The organism is Alcaligenes sp. GCM10023179 (genome assembly GCF_042653705.1).
Lineage (GTDB): Bacteria > Pseudomonadota > Gammaproteobacteria > Burkholderiales > Burkholderiaceae_B > Alcaligenes > Alcaligenes phenolicus.
In genome coordinates this window covers 1670590-1695769 of the sequence record NZ_JBHSIQ010000001.1, presented here as the reverse complement: position 1 = coordinate 1695769, position 25180 = coordinate 1670590, and the positions used below count along the sequence as shown (strand labels likewise).

17 protein-coding genes are annotated in these 25180 nt (G+C 57.1%); 9 read left to right on the top strand and 8 right to left on the bottom strand.

Annotated features, from left to right (window positions below; all coding sequences use genetic code 11):
* Positions 1 to 42 precede the first annotated feature (42 nt).
* Positions 43 to 624, bottom strand: a complete 582-nt coding sequence (gene recX / locus ACFPDR_RS07615) for a recombination regulator RecX (protein ID WP_257113637.1) — start codon at positions 622 to 624, stop codon at positions 43 to 45.
* 50 nt (positions 625 to 674) lie between these two features.
* A complete protein-coding gene (gene recA, locus ACFPDR_RS07610; protein ID WP_376910955.1) occupies positions 675 to 1757 on the bottom strand; it encodes a recombinase RecA in 1083 nt (360 codons plus the stop codon).
* Positions 1758 to 1963: 206 nt separating this feature from the next.
* On the opposite strand from recA, the gene ACFPDR_RS07605 reads away from it, so the two are divergent.
* From ACFPDR_RS07605 to ACFPDR_RS07590, 4 genes are all read left to right on the top strand, one after another.
* The gene (locus tag ACFPDR_RS07605) at positions 1964 to 2653 is read left to right on the top strand and encodes a response regulator transcription factor (protein WP_003799515.1); all 690 of its coding nucleotides are present in this window, start codon (positions 1964 to 1966) and stop codon (positions 2651 to 2653) included.
* Between the two features lie 10 nt (positions 2654 to 2663).
* Positions 2664 to 4121 (top strand): sensor histidine kinase, encoded by a 1458-nt coding sequence (locus ACFPDR_RS07600; protein ID WP_035272846.1) that lies wholly within the window; start codon positions 2664 to 2666, stop codon positions 4119 to 4121.
* Positions 4122 to 4125: 4 nt separating this feature from the next.
* Entirely contained in the window at positions 4126 to 5799 is a 1674-nt protein-coding gene (locus ACFPDR_RS07595; protein WP_035272847.1) for an MFS transporter, read from the top strand.
* Positions 5800 to 5966: 167 nt separating this feature from the next.
* The gene (locus tag ACFPDR_RS07590) at positions 5967 to 6863 is read left to right on the top strand and encodes a recombination-associated protein RdgC (protein ID WP_009461768.1); all 897 of its coding nucleotides are present in this window, start codon (positions 5967 to 5969) and stop codon (positions 6861 to 6863) included.
* A 36-nt stretch (positions 6864 to 6899) separates the two neighbouring features.
* Here the strand turns inward: ACFPDR_RS07590 and ACFPDR_RS07585 are convergent, their stop codons facing one another.
* Complete coding sequence (locus ACFPDR_RS07585; RefSeq protein WP_080748095.1) at positions 6900 to 7952, bottom strand: helix-turn-helix domain-containing protein; 1053 nt, start codon at positions 7950 to 7952, stop codon at positions 6900 to 6902.
* A gap of 114 nt (positions 7953 to 8066) precedes the next feature.
* Here ACFPDR_RS07585 and ACFPDR_RS07580 point away from each other — a divergent pair, with 114 nt between their 5' ends.
* The 5 genes from ACFPDR_RS07580 (at position 8067) to ACFPDR_RS07560 (ending at position 14047) form a co-directional block, all read left to right on the top strand.
* Positions 8067 to 9674, top strand: coding sequence for a long-chain-fatty-acid--CoA ligase (locus ACFPDR_RS07580; protein WP_035272849.1), 1608 nt, complete (start codon positions 8067 to 8069; stop codon positions 9672 to 9674).
* Between the two features lie 44 nt (positions 9675 to 9718).
* Positions 9719 to 10513, top strand: coding sequence for a crotonase/enoyl-CoA hydratase family protein (locus ACFPDR_RS07575; protein WP_009461766.1), 795 nt, complete (start codon positions 9719 to 9721; stop codon positions 10511 to 10513).
* 51 nt (positions 10514 to 10564) lie between these two features.
* A complete protein-coding gene (locus tag ACFPDR_RS07570; protein WP_026483405.1) occupies positions 10565 to 10882 on the top strand; it encodes a DUF485 domain-containing protein in 318 nt (105 codons plus the stop codon).
* Positions 10879 to 12447 (top strand): cation/acetate symporter ActP, encoded by a 1569-nt coding sequence (gene actP / locus ACFPDR_RS07565; RefSeq protein WP_009461764.1) that lies wholly within the window; start codon positions 10879 to 10881, stop codon positions 12445 to 12447. The genes ACFPDR_RS07570 and actP overlap by 4 nt, the downstream gene beginning before the upstream one ends.
* Before the next feature lie 79 nt (positions 12448 to 12526).
* On the top strand, positions 12527 to 14047 hold the full coding sequence (locus ACFPDR_RS07560; protein ID WP_254001936.1) for a CoA-acylating methylmalonate-semialdehyde dehydrogenase: 1521 nt from the start codon (positions 12527 to 12529) through the stop codon (positions 14045 to 14047).
* Between the two features lie 182 nt (positions 14048 to 14229).
* Here the strand turns inward: ACFPDR_RS07560 and ACFPDR_RS07555 are convergent, their stop codons facing one another.
* The 5 genes from ACFPDR_RS07555 to ACFPDR_RS07535 all read right to left on the bottom strand — a co-directional run bounded on the left by ACFPDR_RS07555 (position 14230) and on the right by ACFPDR_RS07535 (position 24973).
* On the bottom strand, positions 14230 to 15525 hold the full coding sequence (locus ACFPDR_RS07555; RefSeq protein WP_026483408.1) for an aspartate carbamoyltransferase: 1296 nt from the start codon (positions 15523 to 15525) through the stop codon (positions 14230 to 14232).
* Between the two features lie 161 nt (positions 15526 to 15686).
* Positions 15687 to 16142: a hypothetical protein gene (locus ACFPDR_RS07550; RefSeq protein WP_181900162.1), complete on the bottom strand. Its 456-nt coding sequence runs from the start codon at positions 16140 to 16142 to the stop codon at positions 15687 to 15689.
* Positions 16143 to 16255: 113 nt separating this feature from the next.
* Positions 16256 to 16843 carry a hypothetical protein gene (locus ACFPDR_RS07545; RefSeq protein WP_009461761.1) on the bottom strand — a complete coding sequence of 196 codons (588 nt, stop codon included), beginning with the start codon at positions 16841 to 16843 and terminating at the stop codon, positions 16256 to 16258.
* 74 nt (positions 16844 to 16917) lie between these two features.
* Positions 16918 to 19080, bottom strand: coding sequence for a penicillin-binding protein 1C (gene pbpC / locus ACFPDR_RS07540; RefSeq protein WP_021446510.1), 2163 nt, complete (start codon positions 19078 to 19080; stop codon positions 16918 to 16920).
* On the bottom strand, positions 19064 to 24973 hold the full coding sequence (locus tag ACFPDR_RS07535; RefSeq protein WP_376910954.1) for an alpha-2-macroglobulin family protein: 5910 nt from the start codon (positions 24971 to 24973) through the stop codon (positions 19064 to 19066). The genes pbpC and ACFPDR_RS07535 overlap by 17 nt, the downstream gene beginning before the upstream one ends.
* Positions 24974 to 25180 lie beyond the last annotated feature (207 nt).

The following is a 25180-nucleotide window of genomic DNA, read 5'->3' as shown; positions in this document are numbered from 1 at the left end:
AAGCAAGAAACACAGCAAAACGAAGCATTGCAGATGGCTTATTCAAGCCGGATCGTCTTCCCAATCACCCAGAATCTGCTGCAAGATACGGCCCGAGAAGCCTCGGCTGGCCATGAAGCGATATTGTTTGGCGTAACTGCGGGGATCATCGGGCGGCGCACTGAATTTCTTGCTCCACACGTGCTTGGCCCGTTCCAGTTCGGTCGCCATCAATTCTTCTTTGATGATTTCGGTCTGTTCCACATCCACGCCATGCTGGCGCAGTTCTTGCAGAATGACTCGGGTGCCCACACGCGAGGCACGGCGATTGACGACACTATGTGCGAAGCGCTCGTTGGACAGCCATTTCTGTTCGACCAGGGCGTCGAGCAAGGCTTCCACTTCTTCAGCACTTTCTGCATGGGGCGCCAGACGGCGGCCCAGCTCCAGGCGCGAGTATTCGCGTCGGGATAAAAAATTCAACGCTCTGGCTTTAAGAGACAGCCCCGGCCGTTTGGACGGGGCTTTCTTTTCCGCAGCCGGAGCATCATCACCCGAGCTTTCTTCTACGTTTCTGCCCGCCCGAGTGGGCCGGGCAGAAAGCGCAGCAACGCGCTCCCTTTGAGCTTGTTTACGTTCCCGGATTTCCTCCGGGTCTGTCTCAAAGGGTTCGTCATCGAACTCTGGGGGAAAAATCAGACTTCTCCCTCGGCCGGATCAACCAGAGGAGCAGCGGCTGGACGGCCGACAGCAGCGCTCATCAGGGCAACGCCCAGCTTTTCACGCACTTTGTTTTCGATTTCGCGGGCCAACTCGGGGCGCTCTTTCAGGAATTCGCGCACATTGTCCTTACCCTGACCAATGCGGTTGCCGTCGTAGCTATACCAGGCACCTGCCTTGTCGACCACGCCAGTTTGTACGCCCAGATCGATAATCTCGCCTTCGCGGGAAATACCGCTGCCATACATGATGTCGAATTCGGTTTGCTTGAAAGGAGGCGCAACCTTGTTCTTGACCACTTTAACGCGGGTCTCGTTACCCACCATTTCGTCGCCACGCTTGATGGAACCGATACGGCGAATATCCAGACGCACGGAGGAGTAAAACTTCAGCGCGTTACCACCCGTGGTGGTTTCAGGGTTGCCGAACATGACGCCAATCTTCATACGGATCTGGTTAATGAAGATGACCATGCAGTTAGCGCGTTTGATGGTAGCCGTCAATTTACGCAGGGCCTGGCTCATCAGACGGGCCTGCAGACCAGGCAAGGAATCGCCCATATCGCCTTCGATTTCAGCCTTGGGAGTCAAGGCGGCCACCGAGTCGATAACGATCAGGTCTACCGAACCCGAACGCACCAGGGCTTCGGTAATTTCCAGAGCCTGCTCGCCGGTATCAGGCTGGGAGATCAACAGATCGCCCAGGTTCACGCCCAGTTTTTGAGCGTATTGCACGTCCAGCGCGTGTTCGGCGTCAATAAAGGCACATGTGCCTTTGAGCTTTTGCATCTCTGCAATCACTTGCAGGGTCAGCGTGGTTTTACCCGAAGATTCCGGGCCGTAAATTTCAATAACGCGACCACGTGGCAGACCACCGACGCCCAAAGCAATGTCCAGACCCAAGGAACCCGTGGAGACCACCTGGATGTCATGCTCGACGTTGTCATCGCCATAACGCATGATCGAGCCCTTGCCGAACTGCTTTTCGATTTGCGACAGAGCGGCGGCCAGCGCTTTGGAACGTTCCGAGGCCACTGCTTTGCTGTTTTTATCGTCCATGAAAAATCCTTGACTGTGGAATGGCGCCCCAACGGACGGGCACGGCAATTAAAAATCAAACCTAATTATTGCATCAAATTATACTGTATATATACACAGATATTCAAATAAATTAACTAGCCGCCATCGTTATCCCCTACTGACCAGCCTTACAGCCTTGTGCAACAATGCCGAACAGCCATTCAATCATCTGTTTGTGTAGGGTCATGCGCATACTCATAGCTGAAGACGACAGTATTCTCGCGGATGGACTTTCTCGCTCCTTACGCTACGAAGGCTATGCGGTTGACGTCGTGCACGATGGCGATAGCGCCGACTCGGCCTTGCAGCTGCAAAGCTTTGACCTTCTGATCCTGGATCTGGACCTGCCCAAAAAGCCCGGCCTGTCGGTGCTGCAGTCTATCCGACAGCGTCAGGACACCCTCCCCGTACTGATTCTGACAGCCAGCGACACCGTAGAACAGCGCGTACGCGGTCTGGACCTGGGCGCGGACGACTATATGTCCAAACCCTTTGCCCTGACCGAGCTGGAAGCCCGTGTACGCGCCCTGACGCGTCGCAGTACCGGCACCAGCAGCGCCTTGCTGCATCACAAGCGCTTGAGCTTCGACCTGAAAGGTCGCATGGCTTATATAGACAATCAGCCCCTGGAGCTGTCGGCGCGTGAAACCAGCTTGCTGGAGATTTTCCTGTCGCGCAGCGGTCGCATGATCAGCAAGAACCAGTTTGTGGATCTGCTCTGTGAGTGGGGTGAGGAAGTCACCCCTAACGCCATCGAGGTCTATATCCACCGCCTGCGCAAAAAACTGGAGCCTAGCGGCGTACGCATCCTGACCGTGCGTGGTCTGGGATACTGTCTGGAACCGGAAAAACTGCGAGAAGACGCTCCAGCCTAAAGGATCGTCCATGCAGCACGCTACGCCCCCATCCCACAACACGGCTGCGCCTGCCAAAAGCAAGCGTGTCGCACCGCGCCCGCTCATCCACAAGATCATGATCTGGATTTTCGGGCCTTTGTTTCTGCTGTGGACGGTAGGCATTGTCATTACCTACTTCATCGCCCAGCACATTGCGAACTCCCCCTACGACCGCACCTTGCGCGATCACCTGGACTTGTTGCGGGTGGAAATCAGCCATCAGGATCTGAGCCAGCCCATCCATTTATCGCACGGGGCACAGACAATTTTGCGTCAGGAAAGCCCGACCCCTACGCTATGGCAAATCCGGGATGCCAATGGCGAGCCACTGGCTGGCAACGCGAATTTGCCGGTTCCCGACAGTTGGGGATATGACACCGACCTACTGCGCTACCGGGACGTTATTCTGGATGATCAAAGCCTGCGGCTGGCCTATGTCTGGGGGGGCAAGGACAAAAACGACACGCCCTTTCTGGCGGTTGCTGCCGAAACCAATGAACATAGAGCGGTGCTACACAGAGAAATTCTGATCGGGATGCTGACACCGCAATTCATTCTGGTACCGTTGGCGGCCATGCTGGCGGGCCTGGGGCTGACACATGGCCTGGAGCCGCTGAACCTGCTGCAAGCGCGCTTGCGTGCTCGTGCGCCCGGTGATTTATCGCCGGTAGATCAAGAGCAGGCACCTGCCGAAATTGTGCCGCTGATTGATGCCATGAATGGACTCCTGGCCCAGCAGGCACAATTTTCAGCCACTCAAAGGCAGTTTGTGGCCAATGCGGCCCACCAGTTGAAAACGCCGCTGGCGGGGATACGCACCCAAGCCGAACTGGCCCTGCGCGAGCGCGACCCCAGGCAGACCGAAGCCAGCTTGCAACAACTGGTACGCGGCACCGACCGGGCCACGCGCCTGGTCACCCAAATGTTGGCCTTGGCCCGTGCCGAAAGCAGCGATGCCCTGTACGCCCCTACCAAGCAAACCCTGGACCTGAATACCCTGACTGAATTGCATGTAGGCCAGCGTGTGCCCGATGCCTTGAAACTGGGGCTGGATCTGGGGCTGGAAAACACGGCCAAGGCCATCCTCTTGCAAGCGGATCCGGTCCTGCTCGATGAGCTGATCAACAATTTGCTGGATAACGCCCTGATTTACACCCCTGCTGGCGGCTGGATCACCATGCGTACCGGCCAGACGCAAGGCAAGGGCTGGTTGGAAATCGAGGACAACGGCCCCGGCATTCCCACGGAACATAAAGCACGAATTTTTGATCGTTTTTATCGCATCATGGGCAACCAGGCAGACGGTAGTGGCCTGGGGCTGGCCATTGTGCGGGAGATTGCCGACATTCACGGCGCCTCCATCGACTTCATGCCACTGACTGGGGGCCAGGAAAGCGGCCTGCGCTTGCGCGTCAGTTTCCCACTGTCTTTGCCTTGGAGAGCCTGAGCACATGCCCCAGACAATCACCAGTGCAACCTTCCCGAAAGCCAAGAACAAGCTGGACACCCAAGGCCGCAAAGTTATTTTTGCCTCCGCCCTGGGCACCATGTTCGAGTGGTACGACTTCTACTTGTACGGCTCCATGGCCGCCATTCTGGCGCAACACTTCTTTTCCGCCGTTAACCCGACAGCCGGCTTTATCTTTGCCTTGCTGGCCTTTGCCGCCGGTTTTGCCGTACGCCCCTTTGGAGCCTTGCTCTTTGGTCGTATTGGCGACCGCGTGGGCCGCAAGTACACCTTTCTGATCACCATCCTGCTGATGGGACTGTCCACCTTTTTGGTCGGCGTACTACCCAGTTATGAAGCCATCGGGATTGCCGCCCCCATCATGCTGATCGTCCTGCGTCTGCTGCAAGGCCTGGCCATGGGTGGCGAATACGGCGGTGCCGCCACCTATGTGGCTGAGTACGCACCCCAGCACCGTCGCGGTTTTTACACCAGCTGGATTCAGACCACGGCATCTGTGGGTTTGCTGCTGTCCCTGCTGGTCATCATGGGCATACGAAGTCTGGTCGGGGAAGAAGCATTTGTGGTTTGGGGCTGGCGCATTCCCTTTCTGATTTCCGTGCTGCTGCTGGCGATTTCCGTCTGGATACGGATGAACCTGAAAGAGTCACCTGCCTTCCAGCACATCAAGGAAGAAGGCACGCTGTCGACCTCGCCCATTACCGAATCCTTCGGGCGCTGGGCGAATCTGCGCATCGCCTTGCTGGCGCTGTTCGGCCTGACGGCCGGCCAAGGCGTGGTCTGGTACACGGGACAGTTTTACGCCTTGTTCTTCATTACCCAAATGCTGGGTTTGCATGCCACCCTGGCGCAAACCTTGATGGTAATTTCACTGCTACTGGCCACCCCACTATTTATCTTTTTTGGCTGGCTGTCGGATCAAATCGGGCGCAAGCCCATCATCCTGACGGGCTGTTTGCTGGCCGCCCTGACCTACTACCCGGTCTTCCAGGGCCTGGCCTATTTTGCCAACCCTGCTTTGGTCCAGGCGCAGCGCAACGCGCCCGTCACTGTCATTACCGACCCGGCCAGTTGTTCCTTCCAGTTCAATCCGGTGGGCAGCCACACCTTCACCAGCTCTTGCGATATCGTGAAGTCCTACATGGCCAGCCACGCGGTCAGCTACAACAACGTCAAGGGTTCGCCCGGTCAGGTGGCCCAGGTACGCATTGGCGATCATGTGATCGATGGTTTTGAAGGCGGACATCTGAGCCGCGCCGATTTTGCCCGTCACTCGCAAGAGCTGCGCAATGAGCTGACTCAGACCATGCGCCAGTACGGCTACCCGGACGGCGCAGACCCGGAGCAGATCAATAAAGTGATGCTGGTGGTCCTGCTGACCTATCTGGTGGGGCTGGTAACCGCGGTCTACGGCCCCATTGCGGCCATGCTGGTGGAGATGTTCCCGATCCGCATCCGCTACACCTCCATGAGCCTGCCCTATCACATTGGCAATGGCTGGTTCGGGGGCTTTTTGCCCACCCTGTCCTTTGCCATGATTGCCGTCACTGGCAATATTTATGATGGTTTGTGGTACCCGATTCTGATCTGTCTGGTGACGGTTGCGATTGGTGCGCCCTTTGTGCGGGAAACCCGTCATAACGACATCAATCGTTAGCCAGTCCAGGCAAAAAATGCGTTGCATCTGCCATTTCCCGCGCTCTGTCAAGCAAATGCAAGGGTCCGTAAATGGCGGGGCGACACGGGAAGATCTGCGCGTACAATCGAACATTGCCTCGGGCTTCATGCCCGCCCCTTTTCTTCTGTTTATTTATCTTCGTATCCATGTGGTTTAAGAATCTACGCATCTATCGCCTCTCCCCCGACTGGGTATGTTCCGCCGAAGAGCTGGAAGAAGCTCTTTCCAAACACAGCTTCACCCCTGGTTCCAGCCAGGAGCCGCTAAGCCTGGGCTGGGTCAGCCCACGCGAGAACAGTGCTCTGGTGCACGAAGTTAACGGTCAGTACCTGATCGCTCTGCGCGCCGAAAAGAAGCTGCTGCCCACCACAGTGATCAACCAAGTCGCTCGTGAAAAGGCTCGTGATATCGAAGAGCAGCAAGGCTACAAACCTGGCCGCAAGCAAATGAAGGAAATCAAGGAACAAGTCATTGTGGACTTGATGCCTCGTGCCTTCGCCGTCTCGCGCGACACCCGCGTCTGGCTGGATACCCGCAACCACTGGCTGGCTATTGATGCCGCGGCTACCGCCAAGAGCGACGAAGTTCTGGGCCTGCTGGCCAAGAGCGTGGAACCTTTCCCCGTGCAGCCTCTGTACACCGAGCAATCGCCCGGTGCCGCCATGACCTCCTGGCTGGTGGACGAAGAGCAACTGGCCAACTTCACCGTTGACCAGGACACGGAACTGCGCTCCACCGGCGATAGCGGTGCTGCCGTACGCTACGTGAAGCAAAGCGCCGACATTGACGAAGTGCGCAAGCACGTTGAAGCCGGCAAGCAATGCACCCGCCTGGCCATGACCTGGGCAGATCGCATCAGCTTTGTGCTGACCGATGCGCTGGACGTCAAACGCGTGGCCCCGCTGGACATCCTGACTGAAAAACAAGATGTGACGGCCGTCAACGATGACGAAATCTTTGACGCTGACATGACCTTGATGACCTCCGAGCTGGCCAAGATGATCAGCGATCTGGTCGAAGTCCTGGGCGGCGAACGCAAGTAAGCCCGGACCACACAGCCTGCTTGGCTGAACCGCCCTTCAGGCCAGTTCCTGCTGGGCGGCGCGATACACACCGGGCGTCATGCCCGTCCAATGGCGGAAAGCCCGGTGAAATGTCGCTGGCGAACTGAACTTCAAGGCGTAAGCAATTTCAGCCAGCGACATATCTTTGCGCAGCAATTTGAAAATCGCCAAATCTCGGCGCAGCTCATCCTTGATCCCCTGAAACGACAGGCCTTCTTCTTGCAGCCTGCGTATCAGCGTGCGCGCCGACATATGCAATTTGCCGGACACATCCTGCAAGGTGTAGCCCAGATCGGTATGCAAGATTTCCCGTACTTTCAGGCGCAAGGCATGCTCGTGATAGGAGGTAAAAATCCAGTCACGCGGCGCACGCTCCAGAAAGGCTCTGGCCTCAACCTGAGTGCGTTGTGGCCGTACCTGCCCCAACTCCACGCCGAACAAGATATGCGAGCACGGCGCATCAAAACTGACCGAAGCGGGAAACAGCACCGAATAGTCCGCCGCAAAAGCCGGTCTGGGAAATGCAAAGGCCACTTGCTGCACCGGCACCTCGCGCCCCATCAGCCAGGACACAATTCCGTGCGTCAGCTTCAGCATCAGGGCATGGCCGAAACGATGCACATAGGCGGTGGGATAACGCGGCACCAGCTCAATGCCCAACTCTTTATCCGTGCGTATCAGATTCAGGCTGAAATCATCCAGCAGCAGATTCCAGAACTGGGTGAAACGGTACAAGGCCACATTGATGGATGGCGCATCCCGCACGGTGCGCACAATGTATTTCAAGGCCCCGGCCCGAATGGGCCGAGTCCAGAAACCCATCATCTCATCGCCCGTTTTCCTGGCGCTTTCCTGATACAGGCGCACCAGTTGATCCCGCGTCAAACGAGCGCCGGGCCGATCAATAAAGTCTTTCACGATGCCCGACTGCTTCAGGCAGTGATCCAGCACCTCTTCGGAGTAGCTGGTGCGCAGGCTGTGAAACCAGTCCTGAACCAGATCCAGCGCCACGGTGGCGGTATGGGCTGCATCAACGGGCACCGGGAGCGTGCCGGGCAAAGCATTCATTTCCTATGACCTCTCAAAGATTGTCACTTTTTGCATATTCGACGTCAGTATTCGCTATTGGGTAAGGTGCTAAACCATCCTATGCTGACACACATAACACAAGGAGACATCACCATGTTAGGCACTGGAAATATGATGCATATGCCCTTGCTCATCAGTTCAATTCTCACCCACGCCGTAGAGAATAACCCTGAGCAGGAGATTGTTACCGCTTTGGATAATGGCGAGCTTCATCGCTACAGCTATCTTGAATTTGCCCACCGGGTTCAGGATCTGGCTCTGGGACTGCGCCGAGAAGGCCTGCAGCCCGGCGAACGCGTGGCAACTTTGGCATGGAACACCTACCGCCATCTGGAAATTTACTACGCCACCTCGGGCATCGGTCTGATCTGTCACACCGTGAACCCGCGTCTGACGCGCGAGCAAATTGCCTTCATCATCAATGATGCTCAAGACACGGTGATGTTCTACGACGAACATTTTGAAGAAATGGTCAGCTATCTGCGCGGCCAATGCCCCACCGTCAAGCAGTGGGTACGCATGGGCAGCCAGGCTCAGGGCCCCTTGGCCGATGAATACGAAAGCTGGCTGGGCAATGACAGCACGGGCTTTGAGTGGCCTGTGTTTGATGAAAATACCGCCAGCGGCCTGTGCTACACCTCCGGCACCACGGGCGATCCCAAAGGTGCCCTGTACACCCATCGCTCCACCCTCTTGCATGCCTACGCCTCGGCCCACCCGAACGCACTGTGCATTGCCAGCGCTGACGCCGTCATGCCTTTGGTCCCCATGTTTCACGTTAATGCCTGGGGCCTGCCTTACTCCGGCCTGATGTCCGGAGCCAAAATTGTTCTGCCCGGTGCAAATTTGCAGGGAGAGCGCATTTACTCCCTATGCGAACGCGCTGGCGTCACCTTGTCCGCCGGTGTACCCACCATCTGGAAAACCGTGCTGGACTATGCCAAAGCCAATGGCAAGCAGTTCACCACCCTGAGCCGCATCCTGATCGGCGGTTCCGCTTGCCCACCCAATATGATTGCCGCCTGGGCGGGCTACGGCATTACCGTGCGCCACGCCTGGGGCATGACTGAAACCTCGCCGCTGGGCACTGTTTGCCAATTGCTGCCCAAACACAGCGATCTGCCCGAAGCCCAGAAGCAGCACGTGCTGGCCTCGCAAGGCCGTGCCCTGTTCGGCGCACGCCTGAAAACTGTTGACGACGAAGGCAACACCTTGCCACGCGACGGCAAGAGCAGCGGCCACCTGCTGATCCAGGGCAACTGGATCATGGACCGCTATTACGGCAAACCCGATCTGGCCAGTGAAAACGGCTGGTTCCGCACAGGCGACGTGGGCTCCATCGACGCCGATGGCTACGTCTACATTACTGACCGCAGCAAGGATGTGATCAAGTCCGGTGGCGAATGGATCTCCTCGATCGAGATCGAGAACATCGCCATGGAAGAGCCTTTGGTTGAGCTGGCTGCCTGCATCGCCCAGGCCGACGACAAATGGGGCGAACGCCCCGTGCTGTTCGTGGTGCCACGCGAAGGCGCTGAGCTGGATGAGGCCCACATGCTGGAGCGCTATCAGGATCGCGTCACCCGCTGGTCCGTACCCGACAAAGTAATTTTCATCGACCAGATGCCGATGACGGCAACTGGAAAGATTCAAAAAATGGCACTGCGCAAAATGCTGGCGGATCAAGCCGACCCCAGCTGATTTGCACCACTGCCCTCGCATTTACGTAACACAAGGAGTTTTTTATGGCCGCCCCTTTCCTGCTCACCACCGAGTTGGACAACATCGGAATTGTCACGCTGAACAAGGCGCACAAGCGCAACGCCCTGGATGAAGATGCCATTGCTGAAATTGATGCGTACTTCTCCAATATCCCCGAGCACATCCGGGTCATTCTGATGAAGGCAGAAGGCGACCATTTCTGCGCGGGCCTGGATCTGAAAGAACACCATGACAAGGAACGCGGCGCCGTGGATTTTCTGCGCGTCTGCCAAAGCTGGCACCGTGCTTTTGACAAGATCGAACACGGCGGCATCCCCGTCATTGCCTGCCTGCAAGGCGCGGTCGTGGGTGGGGGCCTGGAACTGGCCAGCGCAGCGCACATTCGCGTGGCCGACAGCAGCACCTTCTTTGCCCTGCCTGAAGGCACACGCGGCATCTTCACCGGCGGTGGCGCGACCGTTCGCACCGCAAAAATCATTTCTCCCAACCGCATGATCGAACTGATGCTGACAGGCCGCGTGCTCGATGCCGTGGAAGGAGAGCGACTGGGGCTAGCGCATTACGTATGCAACAACGAAGCCAACCCCAAAACAGCCTATGAGCTGAGCCTGGAACTGGCCCAGCGCATTGCAGGCAATGCCATCTTGTCGAACTACGCCATTGTCAGCTCGATCAGCCGCATTGCCGATATGTCTGCCACCGATGGCCTCTTTGCCGAGGGCTTGATGGCAGCAGTAGTTCAAACCGGGCGGGACGTGCAGGAACGCTTGGGGGAGTTTGTTAATAAGAAAGCTCATAAAGTGAAGCCGACCAAATAATATCGGCCAGGCGGACATGGGCAGTAATCACAACAATACGGAGACAAAACCATGCTGTCGCATCAAGAGTTAAGCCGGCAACTAGCCGGACTACAGGAATATGAGCAACTCAAGTCGCAGCGTCGGCGTCTGGCATTTGCCTGCGCCGGCATCTGCCTGGGGCTGACCGGCCTGTTTATCGTGACGGCCATTTTTTGGCCCGGCGTTCTAACCCATGACCTGGGCAGTGGAGGAGCTGTCAACAGTGGCATGGTGTACGGGGTAGGACTGATTTTTGTGTCCTGGTTATTAACAGGCGTGTACATCCACGTCGCCAACACGCGCTTTGATCCGCTTTGCGAACGTGTACTGGCAAAGGTGCGCCCATGAATACACAAGCGATTCTGATTTTTGCCGCCTTTGTGGTCGTGACCCTGGGCATTACCTACTGGGCCTCGTCGCGCACTCGTTCCAGCTCGGACTTTTACACCGCCGGGGGTGGCATTACCGGCACGCAAAATGGGCTGGCCATTGTGGGTGACTACATGTCCGCCGCCACCTTGCTGGGTATTTCGTCCCTGGCCTTTACCAACGGCTTTGACTCGCTGTTGTATGCGGTCTGCGCCTTCATGGGCTGGCCGGTCATCATGTTTCTGATTGCCGAGCGCTTGCGCAATCTGGGTCGCTACACCCTGAGCGACATCGTCTCGTACCGCCTGGATGAACGCAGCACTCGCATCTTTACCGCGATCAGCTCGCTGACCGTGGTGCTGTTCTACCTGATCGTGCAAATGGTCGGCGCAGGACAACTGGTGCAACTGCTGTTTGGCATTGACTACACCTATGCCGTGGTGGCCGTGGGCTTGCTCATGATGGTGTACGTCGTGGTGGGTGGCATGGTGGCAACCACCTGGGTACAAATCATCAAGGCTATCTTGATGATGGGTAATGGCTTCTTGATGGCTGGCCTGGCCCTGTACTACTTCAACTTCGACTTTTCCGCCCTGGTCAGTGCGGCGGCCGAACATCACCAGGCTGGCGCGGCCATGAAGGGTCCCTGGAAGCTGATGGCTGATCCATTCTCGGGCCTGTCTCTGGCAGTGTCGCTGGTGTTTGGTATTGCCGGTCTGCCTCACATCATGATGCGTTTCTTCACGGTGCCTGATGCACGCGCGGCCCGTAAGTCGGTCTTCGTGGCAACGGGTTTGATGGGCGTCTTCTTTGTGGTGATCTGCTTCCTGGGTCTGGCTGCCATGGCCATCCTGCCCAACTACCCCGAGTTCTATGTGGACGGCAAGGTAGGCGGCATGGTGCTGGGCGGCTCGAACATGCCCATCATGCACCTGGCAACGGCTTTGGGTGGCAACCTGCTGTTTGGTTTGCTGGCCGCCGTATCCTTTGCCACGATTCTGGCCGTGGTCAGTGGTTTGACCCTGGCCGGTGCCTCGGCAGTTGCACATGATCTGTACGCCAAAGTCATCCGCCGCGACGATGTCACACCCTCGCAAGCCATGCGCGTCAACCGTCTGGCTTCGATCGGCATTGGCATTGTCGCCATTTTCCTGGGCCTGCTGTTCCGTGACCAGAACGTGGCGTTCCTGGTTGCCCTGGCCTTCAGTATTGCCGCCTCGGCTAACTTCCCGGTCTTGCTGATGTCCATGTACTGGCGCGGCATGACCACTCGTGGTGCCATTTATGGCGGTTTGAGCGGCCTGCTTGTGGCCCTGGGTCTGGTGATTCTGTCGCCAGCCGTCTGGGTCCGCATTCTGGGCTTTTCCGAAGCCGTATTCCCTTACGACTTCCCCACCCTGATTTCCATGCCTTTGGCATTCTTCATGATTTACTTTGTATCGAAACTGGACAGCAGCCGCCGCGCCAGCGAAGACCGGGATGGCTTTGACGCCCAACAGGTCCGCGCTGAAACTGCAGTCGGTATTGCCGCTGTCTCTCACTAGATACTTGGTACTCTGGCGGTAGCCCAGCCCGATCGGGTTACCGCCCCTTGTTTTAATTCATCCCAGCAGGAGCATCACCATGACAGAGTTAAACACCCCCGAAATTGCTCACTACATCGGAGGTGGCCAGCAGGCTGGCGCCGGTACACGTACTCAACCGGTGTACAACCCGGCCACCGGCCAGGTCAGCGCCAAGGTCAAACTGGGTAGCCAGCAAGATATTGACGCCGCTGTGGCCAGCGCCCAGGCCGCTTTCCCCGCCTGGGCCGACACCCCACCGCTACGCCGCGCCCGTGTGCTGTTCAACTTTTTGTCCTTGCTCAACGAGAACAAGGAAAAGCTGGCAGCCATGATTACGGCCGAGCATGGCAAGGTTCTGTCCGATGCAATGGGCGAAGTCACCCGCGGTATTGAAATTGTGGAATTTGCTTGCGGCATTCCTCAACTGCTCAAAGGCGATTTCACCGAACAGGTCAGCACCAATATCGACAACTGGACCATGCGCCAGCCCTTGGGTGTGGTGGCCGGTATCACCCCGTTCAACTTTCCTGTCATGGTGCCCATGTGGATGTTCCCCGTTGCCATCGCCGCGGGCAACACCTTTGTGCTGAAACCCAGCCCGATCGACCCCAGCCCCAGCCTGTTCATTGCCGAACTGCTGAAAAAAGCCGGTCTGCCCGATGGCGTGTTCAACGTGGTGCAAGGTGATAAAGACGCGGTTGAGGCGCTGGTCAATCACCAGGACGTGCAAGCCGTCTCCTTCGTGGGCTCCACCCCGATTGCCAACCGCATTTATGAAATGGGCGCCATCGGCGGCAAACGCGTGCAAGCCCTGGGCGGTGCCAAGAACCATCTGGTCGTCATGCCGGATGCCGACATCGACCTGACCGTGGACGCCCTGATCGGTGCCGCCTACGGCTCGGCTGGCGAGCGTTGCATGGCCATCTCGGTAGCCGTGCTGGTGGGTGACTCTGCTGATCGCATCCTGCCCAAGCTGGAAGAACGTACTCGCAGCCTGAAGATTCTGAATGGCACCAATGCCGCCGCCGAAATGGGCCCCATCGTGACACAGCAAGCGCGCGAGCGCATCAGCAGCTGCATCGACAAAGGTGTACAGGAAGGCGCCAAACTGTTGGTCGACGGTCGCGAATTTGACGGCGCCAAAGCCGGTGAAGGTTGTGAGAACGGCTTCTGGATGGGCGGCACCCTGTTCGATCACGTCACCCCCGACATGAGCGTGTATCAGGAAGAAATTTTCGGCCCTGTGCTGTGCTGCGTACGCGTACCGGATCTGGCCAGTGCCATTGAACTGATCAACAAGCACCAGTTCGGCAACGGCGTAGCGTGCTTTACCAGCGACGGTAACGTGGCCCGTGAATTTGGCCGCCGCATCCACGTGGGTATGGTTGGCATCAACGTGCCAATTCCAGTGCCAATGGCCTGGCACGGTTTTGGTGGCTGGAAGAAGAGCTTGTTTGGCGATATGCACGCTTACGGTGAAGAAGGCGTTCGCTTTTACACCCGCCAGAAATCCATCATGCAGCGCTGGCCTGAAAGCATCTCCAAGGGTGCGGAATTTGCCATGCCTACGTCCAAGTAAAAGTAGATTTGCCGGGCTGAATCGTCACTTTCAAAAAACGGCTCAGCTTGGCATATCGTTATAAGTCTGCTCACCCAGCAGGCTTATAAAACACGTTTCAAGAACAAAAAAACCGGGGCTCTAATTCAGAGCCCCGGTTTTTTTTAATGCTTGCGTGTACTTAGCGCTGACACCTGCTCAACTTAGTACATGCCGTGGAAAACCGCATCATCCGGGCCGATGTGCGAAGGAGGATTCCAGGTCACATCGCGCATGGAATGCTGCACCAGCGTTTCCACACCCAGCAGCACAGCAAAAATCGCCATACGCACGGGAATACCATTGTCAGCCTGACGGAAGATGGCCAGTCGAGGGTCGTGGTTCAGATCCACGCTCAAATCATGGGCACCTTCGCGGCTATCGCGTGGCAGTGGGTGCATCACGATTACATCGGGGCCGCAGCAACGGTCAATAATGGCTTTATTGACCTGGAAGTCGGCCGTGAAGCTGCCGTCCTGCCCTTCTTCGAAGCGCTCTTTCTGCACACGCGTAGCGTAAATAACATCCACACCAGGCAAGCCCTTTTCCAAGGACGTCGTTTGCTCGATGACGTGCTTACCTTGCTTGGCCACCTGCTCCACAATGTGCTCGGGCATTTCCAGGCCGGGGGGCGAAATCAGGGTGAATTTCAGGCCACGGTACATGCCCAGCAACTTGATCAGGGAGTGCACGGTACGGCCATACTTCAAGTCACCCACCAGAGCGATATGTGCACCATCCAGCAATTTGCCCAGACGGGAAAATTCAGTGCTGATGGTGTACAAATCCAGCAGCGCCTGGCTGGGGTGTTCACCCGCACCATCACCACCGTTCACCACAGGAATGTTGGTGGCACGCGCAAATTCCGCGACCGAACCTTGCTCAGGGTGACGAATCACCATGGCATCCACATAGCCGCTCATGACGCGGCTGGTGTCGTAAATGGATTCGCCTTTGGCCATGGAAGAAAAGGTAAAGCCAGTGGTATCGCACACGGAACCACCCAGGCGGCAGAAGGCCGAGCCGAAGCTGACGCGAGTACGGGTGGAGGCTTCAAAAAACAGGTTACCCAGCACCGCCCCTTCCAGCACGCGCGACACTTTTTGACGGCGAGCGATGGGCTGCATGATATCGGCCAGACTGCACAGTTCTTCCACGGTTTCGCGGGTGAACTGGTCTACGGACAAGAGCTGATGCTTGCCGCCGGTAGCGATACGGTCACGCAAAGGACCGGACTGTGCGCTTTGCGCATACTTGCTCAGCAAGGCTTCGTTTTCCACGATTTCCGTGACAAAACGCTGCACCACTTCGGGCATGGCCCGCGACTCCAAAGAGCCTTCAGGCAGCAGCCAGGTATCCAGTGCACGACGCTTCACCCCAATACGTGCCGCAAAAACGTCACGAGTCAGGTTCAGGCGACGCATTGCATCACGCAAAAAAACTTGTTGGGAGACGGCCATATCAGCTCTCGCTTATGAAATATACGCAATGCGCACATTTTAAGACTGCGGCTGATAAAAAAGCGAGCAAGAATTGAGACTATTGCAGAAAATACAACGACACTCTACGCAGCAGGCTGGAATCGCTGCTGTCTGAACGTAGCGTTCAAGTAGAAGGCAAGCTAAGGATGCTGCCGATAAGGCGTGGTGTAGGGCTGGGCTTCGTCATTATTGGGAACGACAAAACCGTCATAGTCTTGCTGGCCGGAGGTAAGCCACTCGCTATGCTGGTAGGCAAAATCGGCCAGGCCCAAGGTACCCCATACGCCAATTACAAAAAGAGCCAGACTCAAGGCCAGAAAAAAGGCCGAACAGAAACCGGGTATCCAGGCCCAGCGTCGCCCTACTTTAGAGCTGTGCCACGCCAAGGTCCAGTGACTCCAGCACAAGGCCAGAAACGCCGAAACCAGCCCCATCAGAAAAACGAACAAGGGCAGACGCAAAAAAGCGGGGACGAAAACGGATCCAATTGCTCCGGTGCCCATCAACATGACGAACAGCAGCGCGGCCCCATGCAGGCCGACCAGAACCCGAAAAGAAAGAATATAAAAAGCGAGACTGCCTGGCGGGGTCACCATACCGACTTTCCTGTTAGTAACAAGAGCGGCGGGTTCGCACCCACCGCGTTTTTCAAAAAGCCGGGCATGGGTAAACCCAGGACCAGGACAGCATTCAGACGAGCAAGCAGCGCTTACTTCTTACCGTTGGTCTGGGTAGCCTGTGGACCGGCAATCGCGCGGGCAGCAGCCAAAGCGTTAGCTTCCGTACCAACCATGAAAATCAGACGGCCATCTTTAACGGGCGAACCGTAAGCAGGGGCAGCCAGCATGGTGTCACCCACGACCAAAGCCAGACGCTTTTTGGGGAACTGAGTGGTAACTTGCAGCAGACGCTGAGCAGCCTCTGGGGTCAGATCCAAAGCCAGCAAACCTTCTTTGCTGTCGTTGGTGCCGGCTTGCACGCCAACCAGATCCTCACGCACCACCACGGCACGCGGATTCACAAACAAGACACCATTAGGTTGCACGTCGACACGTGCCCAACCCGCTTGTTCCTGAGTATCAGCCAGGAAGATCTGTACAGGCGCAGCTTGCTGCTCGGCACCAGCTTGAGCCTGAGGCTGCTGAGCACCCGTCGCAGGCGTGGAGGGAGTGGTTTGCGTTGCGGCGCTGGAGGTGCCAGCTTTGTCGCTCGGCTTTTCTTGAACGGTTTGACAAGCGGCCAATGCGACCAGGCCAACAGGAGCCAAAATTCGAGCGAGTGTGCGTAAAGTCATCATAGTGAAGTTCCCCCCTCTCTTTACGAAGAATCAATAAGGATAGCAGTGTATCAGTCATGTAAAAGCGCAAGCGGTTAATCTTTGTTAAAGCTTGTCATTTGCGCACCCCTAATTTGTACGCTGACTTGATCCATTAAGCGACCTTGTTCAGTTTTCAATTCAATGCGCAGCGTTCCGGGTACCAATGGAATTCGCAGCTGCGCCCCCTTCCCTGCTTCTACTCCCTGCACCCACCATACCAAGGGCTCGGTAATCTGCCCTTGGGCCAACAAACGCAATTGCTGGTTTTGCGGTGGAATATCCGGGTCCAACGCGAAAATGGTGCCATTGACCGGCTCGCGGATACGGGCCGGGCCGGCATAGGCCAGATTCACATCACTTAATTCCACACGATCGGTCTGTGTGCCTTCAACAAAAAACTCTTCCCGGCCAGGCTCCATGGCGGGTACAAACTCAATCTGCCGCACCTGCACCTGGGCAGGCATGGCCGTTTGACGACCGGGGCGACGCTGGTTCAAGAGCGAAATCACCTCGTGCCAGATCGGGGCTGCCCCGCTGACACCTGATACATCTTGCATACTTTGACCAGCACTATTTCCCACCCAAACGCCAACGGTATAGTGCTCTGTCCAACCCAGGGCCCAGTTGTCACGCATGTCTTTACTGGTCCCGGTTTTAACCGCACTCCAAAATGGTGTACTCAAGGCACTGTCCAATCCAAAGGTCAGCACCCGAGCCTGACGGTCCGACAACATATCACCCACAATCCAGCTGGCCCCCTCATCCATCACAGAATGAAAGGGAGCGGCTTGCTGATCCATACGTGTTTGCACAGCTTGCGTCTGGCCCAAATTGGCCAGTGCACGGTAAGCATTGGTCAGTTCCAGCAAGGTGACATCGGCACTGCCCAAAGCCAGGCTATACCCATAGAAATCGCCATCCTGGCGCAGATTCAGGCCCAGTGCACGCAGGCGATCCACCAAGTTGGCAGGCCCCAGCATGGTCAGCACACGCACAGCAGGAATGTTCAGGGAAGAAGCCAGAGCATTGCGCGCACTGACCCAGCCCACAAACTGCTTGTCGTAGTTTTGCGGGATATACAGACCATTGCCGGTGGACAGATTCAGCGGCGAATCCTCCAGCAAGGATGCGGCGGTCAACAGGCGCTTTTCAATCGCCATCTCATACAAAAAAGGCTTGAGCGTGGAACCGGCTTGCCGCAAGGAACGAGCATGGTCTACCTCGGCCGCCTCGGACAGATCGCCACTGGAACCCACATAGGCCAGGACCTGTCCGCTATGGTTATCCAGCACCACCACCGCAGAATCCTGAACACGTGCGGTGCGCAGATCCAGCAAGTGGCGCCGCATACTGGCTTGCACTTGAGTTTGCAGGCGCGTATCCAAGGTCGTACGAATACTGTCACCGGCCTTGATTTCAGGATTCTGATCCAGAACCCAACGGGCAAAATGAGGGGCCAGTTGGGCTTGCCCCAAAGGGGCCTGTCCGGCCCGGCGCAAAGCCACCGGCACCAGATTACTTAATTCTCGACATAGTTCGGCGCGTCCCATCTCTTGCAGGGTCGTACACGCCCGGCGCTCGACCATCAAGGCCGAGGCATTGGGGCCGCGCAGCAAAACTGCGGCAATAGCAGATTCGCGTGCATCCAGCGCAGCGGCCTGCTTTTGAAACAAGGTACGCGCCATCGCGTCCACCCCAACCAGCTCACCCCGAAAAGCCACCTGATTCAGATACGCTTCCAGAATTTCCGGCTTGGTCCAGGTGTCTTCCAGCGACTGGGCGGCCACCACCTGATCCAGCTTTTGCCAGACCGAGCGCCCACCTCGACCACCGATCAGATCCTGATCCATCAGGCCGGCCAGCTGCATGGTAATCGTAGAAGCACCGCGACTGCGTCCGGCAAACAGGCCATCCCACGCGGCGGAGCCCACTGATAACCAGTCCACCCCACCGTGAGATTCAAAACGGCGGTCTTCAGACACCAGGACCGCCATTTGCAAGGCCGGAGAAATTTGCTCCAGCGCGACCCAATCGCCGCGCCGTTGACGAAAGTCCAGACGGACTCGCTGGACAAGCTGGCCCTGACGATCCAGGACCTGCACATCGGACGATCGGTAAGCTTGCCGAACTTCCTTGTAGCTGGGCATGGCCTGCCCGGGACTGGCCCACAGGGCCAGTCCCAACACCAGCAGTCCTGCTTTAATTGGCTGGTGCATCCACAACTTCCAGAACTTGCTCGTTAGGCCAGACAGCAAACACGTCAGGCTCGTACAGGGCTTCAGCACGGCTGGCTGGCAGCACGAACTGACCCACTGTATTCAGACGCACCGTATAGCTGACTTCGGTCGTGCCTTCTTCAAAGCGCTCGTAGTAAGCACGGTAGCCATCAAAGCGGCGTTCGACAAAGCTGGGCCAATGACCGGACTGTTCTTCACCGGCCGTTGCCATGGCAGAGTCGCGACCCAGGCCGCTGCCCAGGATAGTGGCACCGGCAGGAATCGGATCCGACACCACCACCCAGCTTGCCTGACCTTGAGCCTTGACCTTGATCTTCACGCGCATGATGTCGCCACGACTCCATACACCGGGTTTGGCCTGCTCCACGGCTTCGATGTGACGCTCCATGCTCAAACCAGCCGCAATAGGCTTGGTCACGGGCACCGCAGCCAGGGAGCGAACTTCGATCCAGGCCTTGCCCTCACCCATTTGCTCAACGCTCAGGTTATCGGCCTGATCGCCGCGCCACGGCACATCAATCTTGGAAGAGCGCACACCCTGACCGTCAGGCTTGAGCATGTCCCAATCCACCACCTGGGCACTTTCCGAGCCCAGAATCACCATGGACTGACCGCTAGGGTTCTGTTCGTGATGACGGCTGAACTGTTCAATGGCCAAGCTACCCAAGAGGTTTTCTGTGGTCATGCGCCATGCACCACGCTGCTGCTCCGCCAGCAGACCTTGGGCCAGACGAGGCATGTCCTCGGCCCAGTCCGACATTTCATTGGCCAGCAGCATCAGGCGAGCCTGGTTGGTCACGCGGCTGGTCATGGCCCATGGGCTACCGTTAAGCGCGTCCTCACCAAAGACCAGACGGGTACCACGGCTGACCAGACGTGCCTGGATCAGATTCATGGCTTCTTTACGTGTCTGCTCGGCTTTCTTGATGCCTGGCAAACGCTGAGTCAGATCCACCCAGGCCAGCAGGATTTCAGTAGGCCAGCTTTGCAGGTTCAGTTCCACCGAATCCAGCATGTTGACGCGAGCACGACCGTACTTGGCCAGCACGGCCGTCGCACGAATCACCTCAAGATCCCGCTCTTGGCGAGAGACCGTTTGCATGCTCGGGATACGACCATTCACCACGTTTTCCAGCGCTTGCAGCATCTCGTTGCGGAAGCCGTCCGGGATGGGATAGTTCAAGCCCATGGATTCCGCAATGTAGCTGATATCCAGGATGTAGCTGGTCAACACGCGGCTACCCCACCCATAGCTACTGGGGAAGTAACGCAACAAACCATTCTCGTCCATATAAGACGGCATGCGCTGCATCAGGCCAGCCCACGCCTCTTCGGAACGCAGGCCCATGTAACGTGAGGCTTGCTGTTCAAAGCAACTGTAAGGATAGCGTTCAAACCAGGCACGCACTCCTTCCATACCGCCACCCAAGGAGGAACGGAACAACATTTGCAGACCACCTTGAACCACGCCTTGTTCGTTCTTCAAGGCACCGGCCGGTGCCTGCACCGACATGTTCAATGGCTCATCCATACCCACGGCAACCAGTGTTCCCTGCTGAACCGTAACCGGGGTCGCGGTAAAGACTTCCTGCTTGATTGCAAGGCTGTCTTTGGCAGCCTTGCCCGTGGCGCCGGACTGCTGAACTTCCTGTGCATCCACCGTCCACTCCATCTGGTGCGAATCGGCCGAACCACTGGACAGTGGAACCGACATGGGCCAGGAAACCACTTTAGCCGAGCCCGAAGCCAGCTCAACGGTTTGCTCTGGCAAGGCCGCCGAGGGCAAGCCTTTACCACGGTACTGCGCCTGCACCTTCACGGTCATGGCACGTGGGCTGCTGTTACGCAGCGTCACTTGGGCCTGGTAATCATCACCCTCACGAGCAATGGCTGGCAAACCGGAAATGATTTGCAGGTCTTGCGTTGTGACGATCTGAGCCGAACCACTACCAAAGCGGTCGCCCGCCAGATCGGCGACGGCCACAATCCGGTATTGGGTCAGGGAGTCTTTCAGCGGCACGGTCACCGTTGCGCGACCTTGTGCGTCCAGCTCCACATTGCCTTTCCACAGCAGCAAAGTATCCAGCAATTCACGAGTGGGGCTCTTGCCACCGCCACCACCCGCTGCGACAGCCTTGCGACCATAGTGACGACGACCCACGATTTCAGACTGCGCCGTGGCGGTCTGCACGTTGTAGCCGCGCAAGGCACGCATGGCGTTGAGCAGGTTCCAGCTATTGTTCGGGCTCAGTTCCAGCAAGGCCTGATCCACAGCCGCCAAGGCCACGGACGCACCGGCTGCCGGTGTGCCATCGGACTTGAGGACCTGAATATCAACCTTGGCCTGCTCACGAATCGCGTACTGGCTGCGATCCGTCGTTACCTTCACATCCAGCGCATCTTGCTGGCTGCTGACTTCAATGCTGGCCAGACCAAAGCGATAGCTAGGCTTGGACAAGTCCACGGTAGTTGTCGGGGCAACAAATTCACCACCGCCTTCCGAGTAGGCTTTATACCAAGTCAGAGGCTGACTCCAGCCCCAGCTAAAGAAAGAGTACCAAGGCACTTCACGCAGACGGCCACGCAGAACCAGCACGGACACGTAAACGTTCGGCCCCCATTCGGGCTTGATCTCCACGCTGACGTTAGGGCTGTCGCCTTCCAGCTGAACCACTTGAGCCTGCAAGACACCTTCACGCTCCACCGACACCAGGGCCGTGGCCTCGCGGAACGGCATGCGCACCTGGAACTCGGCTGTCTCGCCAGGAGCCCAAACTTTCTTCGCAGGAATCACGTCGATACGGTCATCGTTCTGACCACCGAACCACAGGTAGCCGGAGCCACTGACCCAGACGGTGCTGGCAGCAACGGAGTCACGGCCTTCGCCATCGCGTGCAATGGCACGCAGCTCGACCTGACCGCCCTTCTCCAGTTTCACATCACACTGCACCAGACCCTGATCGTCGCTGCGACCTTCGCAGATCGTGCCCAGGTCTTCGCGCTGCTCCTGATTGTCGTAGCTGTAGAAGCCACCCACCATACGCTTGCGGATCGAGAAACGCTGCACATTGGCCGCCTCAATACGCACAGGCACGTTTTTCAGTGGCTTGCCGTCCGGGCTCACCGCGATAGCCGAGAGCTTGGTGGACGAACCGGCTGCCAACCAGCTACCTGCACGCAGACCCACCACTACATCGGCCGGCCATACGGATACGGTTTGGGTCAAGGTTTGAATTTCACCGTTCGGATCGGCAAAAGTGGCTTCTACCAGAAATTCGGAAGGACGATCCACCGCAGGCAACTCATCCAGCGTGGCACGCAAACCACCCTGTGCATCCAGCTGAAAGCGCTTCTTGTTCAGGAAAACACGGGAGTCCGAGACATCAGACTGTTCAACCTTCTCGGGAGGGACAAAGCTGAAATCGTCATAGGCACTGAAGGACGTTCCTGCCGAGCGGACAACCGCCGACAACTGAACCGGCAAGTAATCAGCCGGGCCACCAGACAGATACTGCAACTGCAGGTCGGCCTGCAGTTCTTTGGGTTTGACCAGATAAGGACGATCCTGACCGTCACCCAGCTTGATACTGCCGCCCAACACAGGCAGCTTGAACTGCTCTACGCGGAACTCGCCAAAGTTGAAGTACTGATCCTCGCCTTCGGTTCGCAAGCGATACACACCCAGCTCGGCGTCCTTGGGGATTTTCCAGTCGGTCAGAGCAAATACGCTGCCTGCCGCTGTCTTTTGCCACTTCAAGGGCAGCTCAATTCGCTTGCCGCTGCCATCGTGCTCGACAATCATGGTGTCGGGATAGCGAGCTGGAGCCTTGAAACCGTCACGTACGCGTTCGCGTACATAGTGTTTCATATGGGCCACTTCACCCGCACGGAACAGATTGCGATCCATCACAGTGTGAGCAATGGCCTCATCGCGACCGCCCCAGTTGTAAGGCACATTGAAGCGCCAAGGCTCGATACCCGAATTCCACTCGCTCAAGGCAAAGCTGAAATCATCTTTACCACGAGCCATGGGGTTGTTCTTGTCGATTCGCGCCGTCACGAACAAACCGGACAAGCTGGTTTCCTGGCAGTAATCCGGGCTGGACACCGCCTGCGGGTGATGGAACATCCCATTCTCGTCTGTTTCACCTTGCAGCAGCTCTTCACCACGGCAGTTCATCACGCGAATTTTCGCGCCGGGCACGACTTTGGCATCATCCAGTGTCGTGACCCAGACCAGCAAATCGTCACCACCTTTCTTGATATGCACACCCAGGTTGGTCACCAGCACAGAGCTACGCACGTACATGGTACCGGCCGCCTCCAGCAAGGAAGCTCCCAGACGTGGAGAAGCGACTTCCAGCACATGGAAACCAGGCTCTTTCAGCGGCACGCCAATCAATTCAAAAGGACGCTCGCCTTTTTGATCCATGCCGGGCAAGTCCAGCTTCTTCAGATCCTTGCCTTGCAACAGGGGCTGGGCACGCAGATCCAGGTAGCCGTTCTCATTCAAAGGAGCGGTGACATGGAAGTCACTACCCATCATGGTCTTCAGATAGTCGGGGGTGACCGACCAGGAATAGTTCAGCTGACGCAGACGGGAGAACCAGGTCAGAACTTCCTTGTCGTCCTTCACGGCAAGAGCCCCCACCTGACCGGCGGACACCAGCATTTGCTGAGTTGTCAGATTGGCTTCGACATTACGCAGGCTCAAGCCAATGGCCGGCGGATCGGAATCGTCCGATCCGTCACGATCCGCATGGCCGAAACGCTCCACAATCCCGAAAGGCTCCACCGCAAACTTCACCAGCGGTGGATAGGTCGTGGTGCTCATGCCGTTGCTCAGCACTTGCGGGTTCTTCAGGCGGCGACCTGCGTCGTCCGTCAGGCTGTCCGGAATCTTGACCGTCAGCTTGGCGTTTTCAGGGAAAGGACCCTCGAAACGCACGTACTGGCCAGGCCCACGATCCTGCCATGCCTCGTCGCTATCAGACTTGGGTTCCCAAACCTGCTTGCCGGCTTCCAAACGAATCTGGCTCAAGTACTCGTACGCGACAGGCGCGGAGAACTGAACACCGAAGCTGCCAACCGGCGTGCAAGGCGCTTCTGCGCGCTCACGCATGCAAGTGAGCGAGGCGGTAAACTCGGGGCGCACGTTGTAATCGTAGGTATAGCGGTCCGTATTAGGGACGCCCTTGCGATTCTCAATCTGCGTCATGATGCCCGGCTCCAGCACCACCGACACGCTGGCATCCGCTGGCAGGGGACGCGCACACTGGACGGCCTGGTATCGGTCGTCTACCTCGTCCACATAGAACTCGGCGCGAACCATGGCGTCGCGCTCGGCACCCTCAATGGCTTTCAAGCCAATACGCTCGCCAATACCCTCTACCCGGCAATAGCCGTTCTTGACTAAAGAGGCGCTATTAACCGGCGCATTGAAGCTGAATAGAAAGACCTGGTCTTCATCAATAATGTTGTAATACGGGCGGTTGCTTTCCAGAATGGCGCCGCCTGAATTAAAACGATATTGAGCCGGTCCGCTAATCGCTTCATTATTGATGCTGCGAAAACTTTTGGACACGACGGCCGTACAACTCAAGCCTGGTCCTGGACGCTCGTCGAATTCATAAATCCAGCGGCGCGAATCAAGCCAACGGCCCTGACCGACTACCGAAGGATCATCACACTGCACCTGAACGGGTGCAGGCAATTGCGAATCCCCAAAATGAACTGCGGGTGTGGCAAAGGTGACTTTGACATCCCGCAAATCCGATGTCGCCCCTTGGGGCGAGAAACTGCTTATCGTAATGGCTTGGGCGCTACTGACACCCAGCAAGAACATCAAACCCAGCAAAGACTGGCGATGCATCGTTCTTCCCCTATGGAATGTGCTATTTTCGGCGCCAGTTTAATAGAAATCAGACCCTCTGAGCGTGTCTGAATAGCCCCGAAAGCGCATAAAGAATGCCACCAAGTGCAACAGAAAAAGACACCGGGCTTTAATTGTTCACGACACCCGTTTGTAGAAGCATTCATGGCATTTGAAAGAAAAAATTTCAAATGCGACCAATACCCT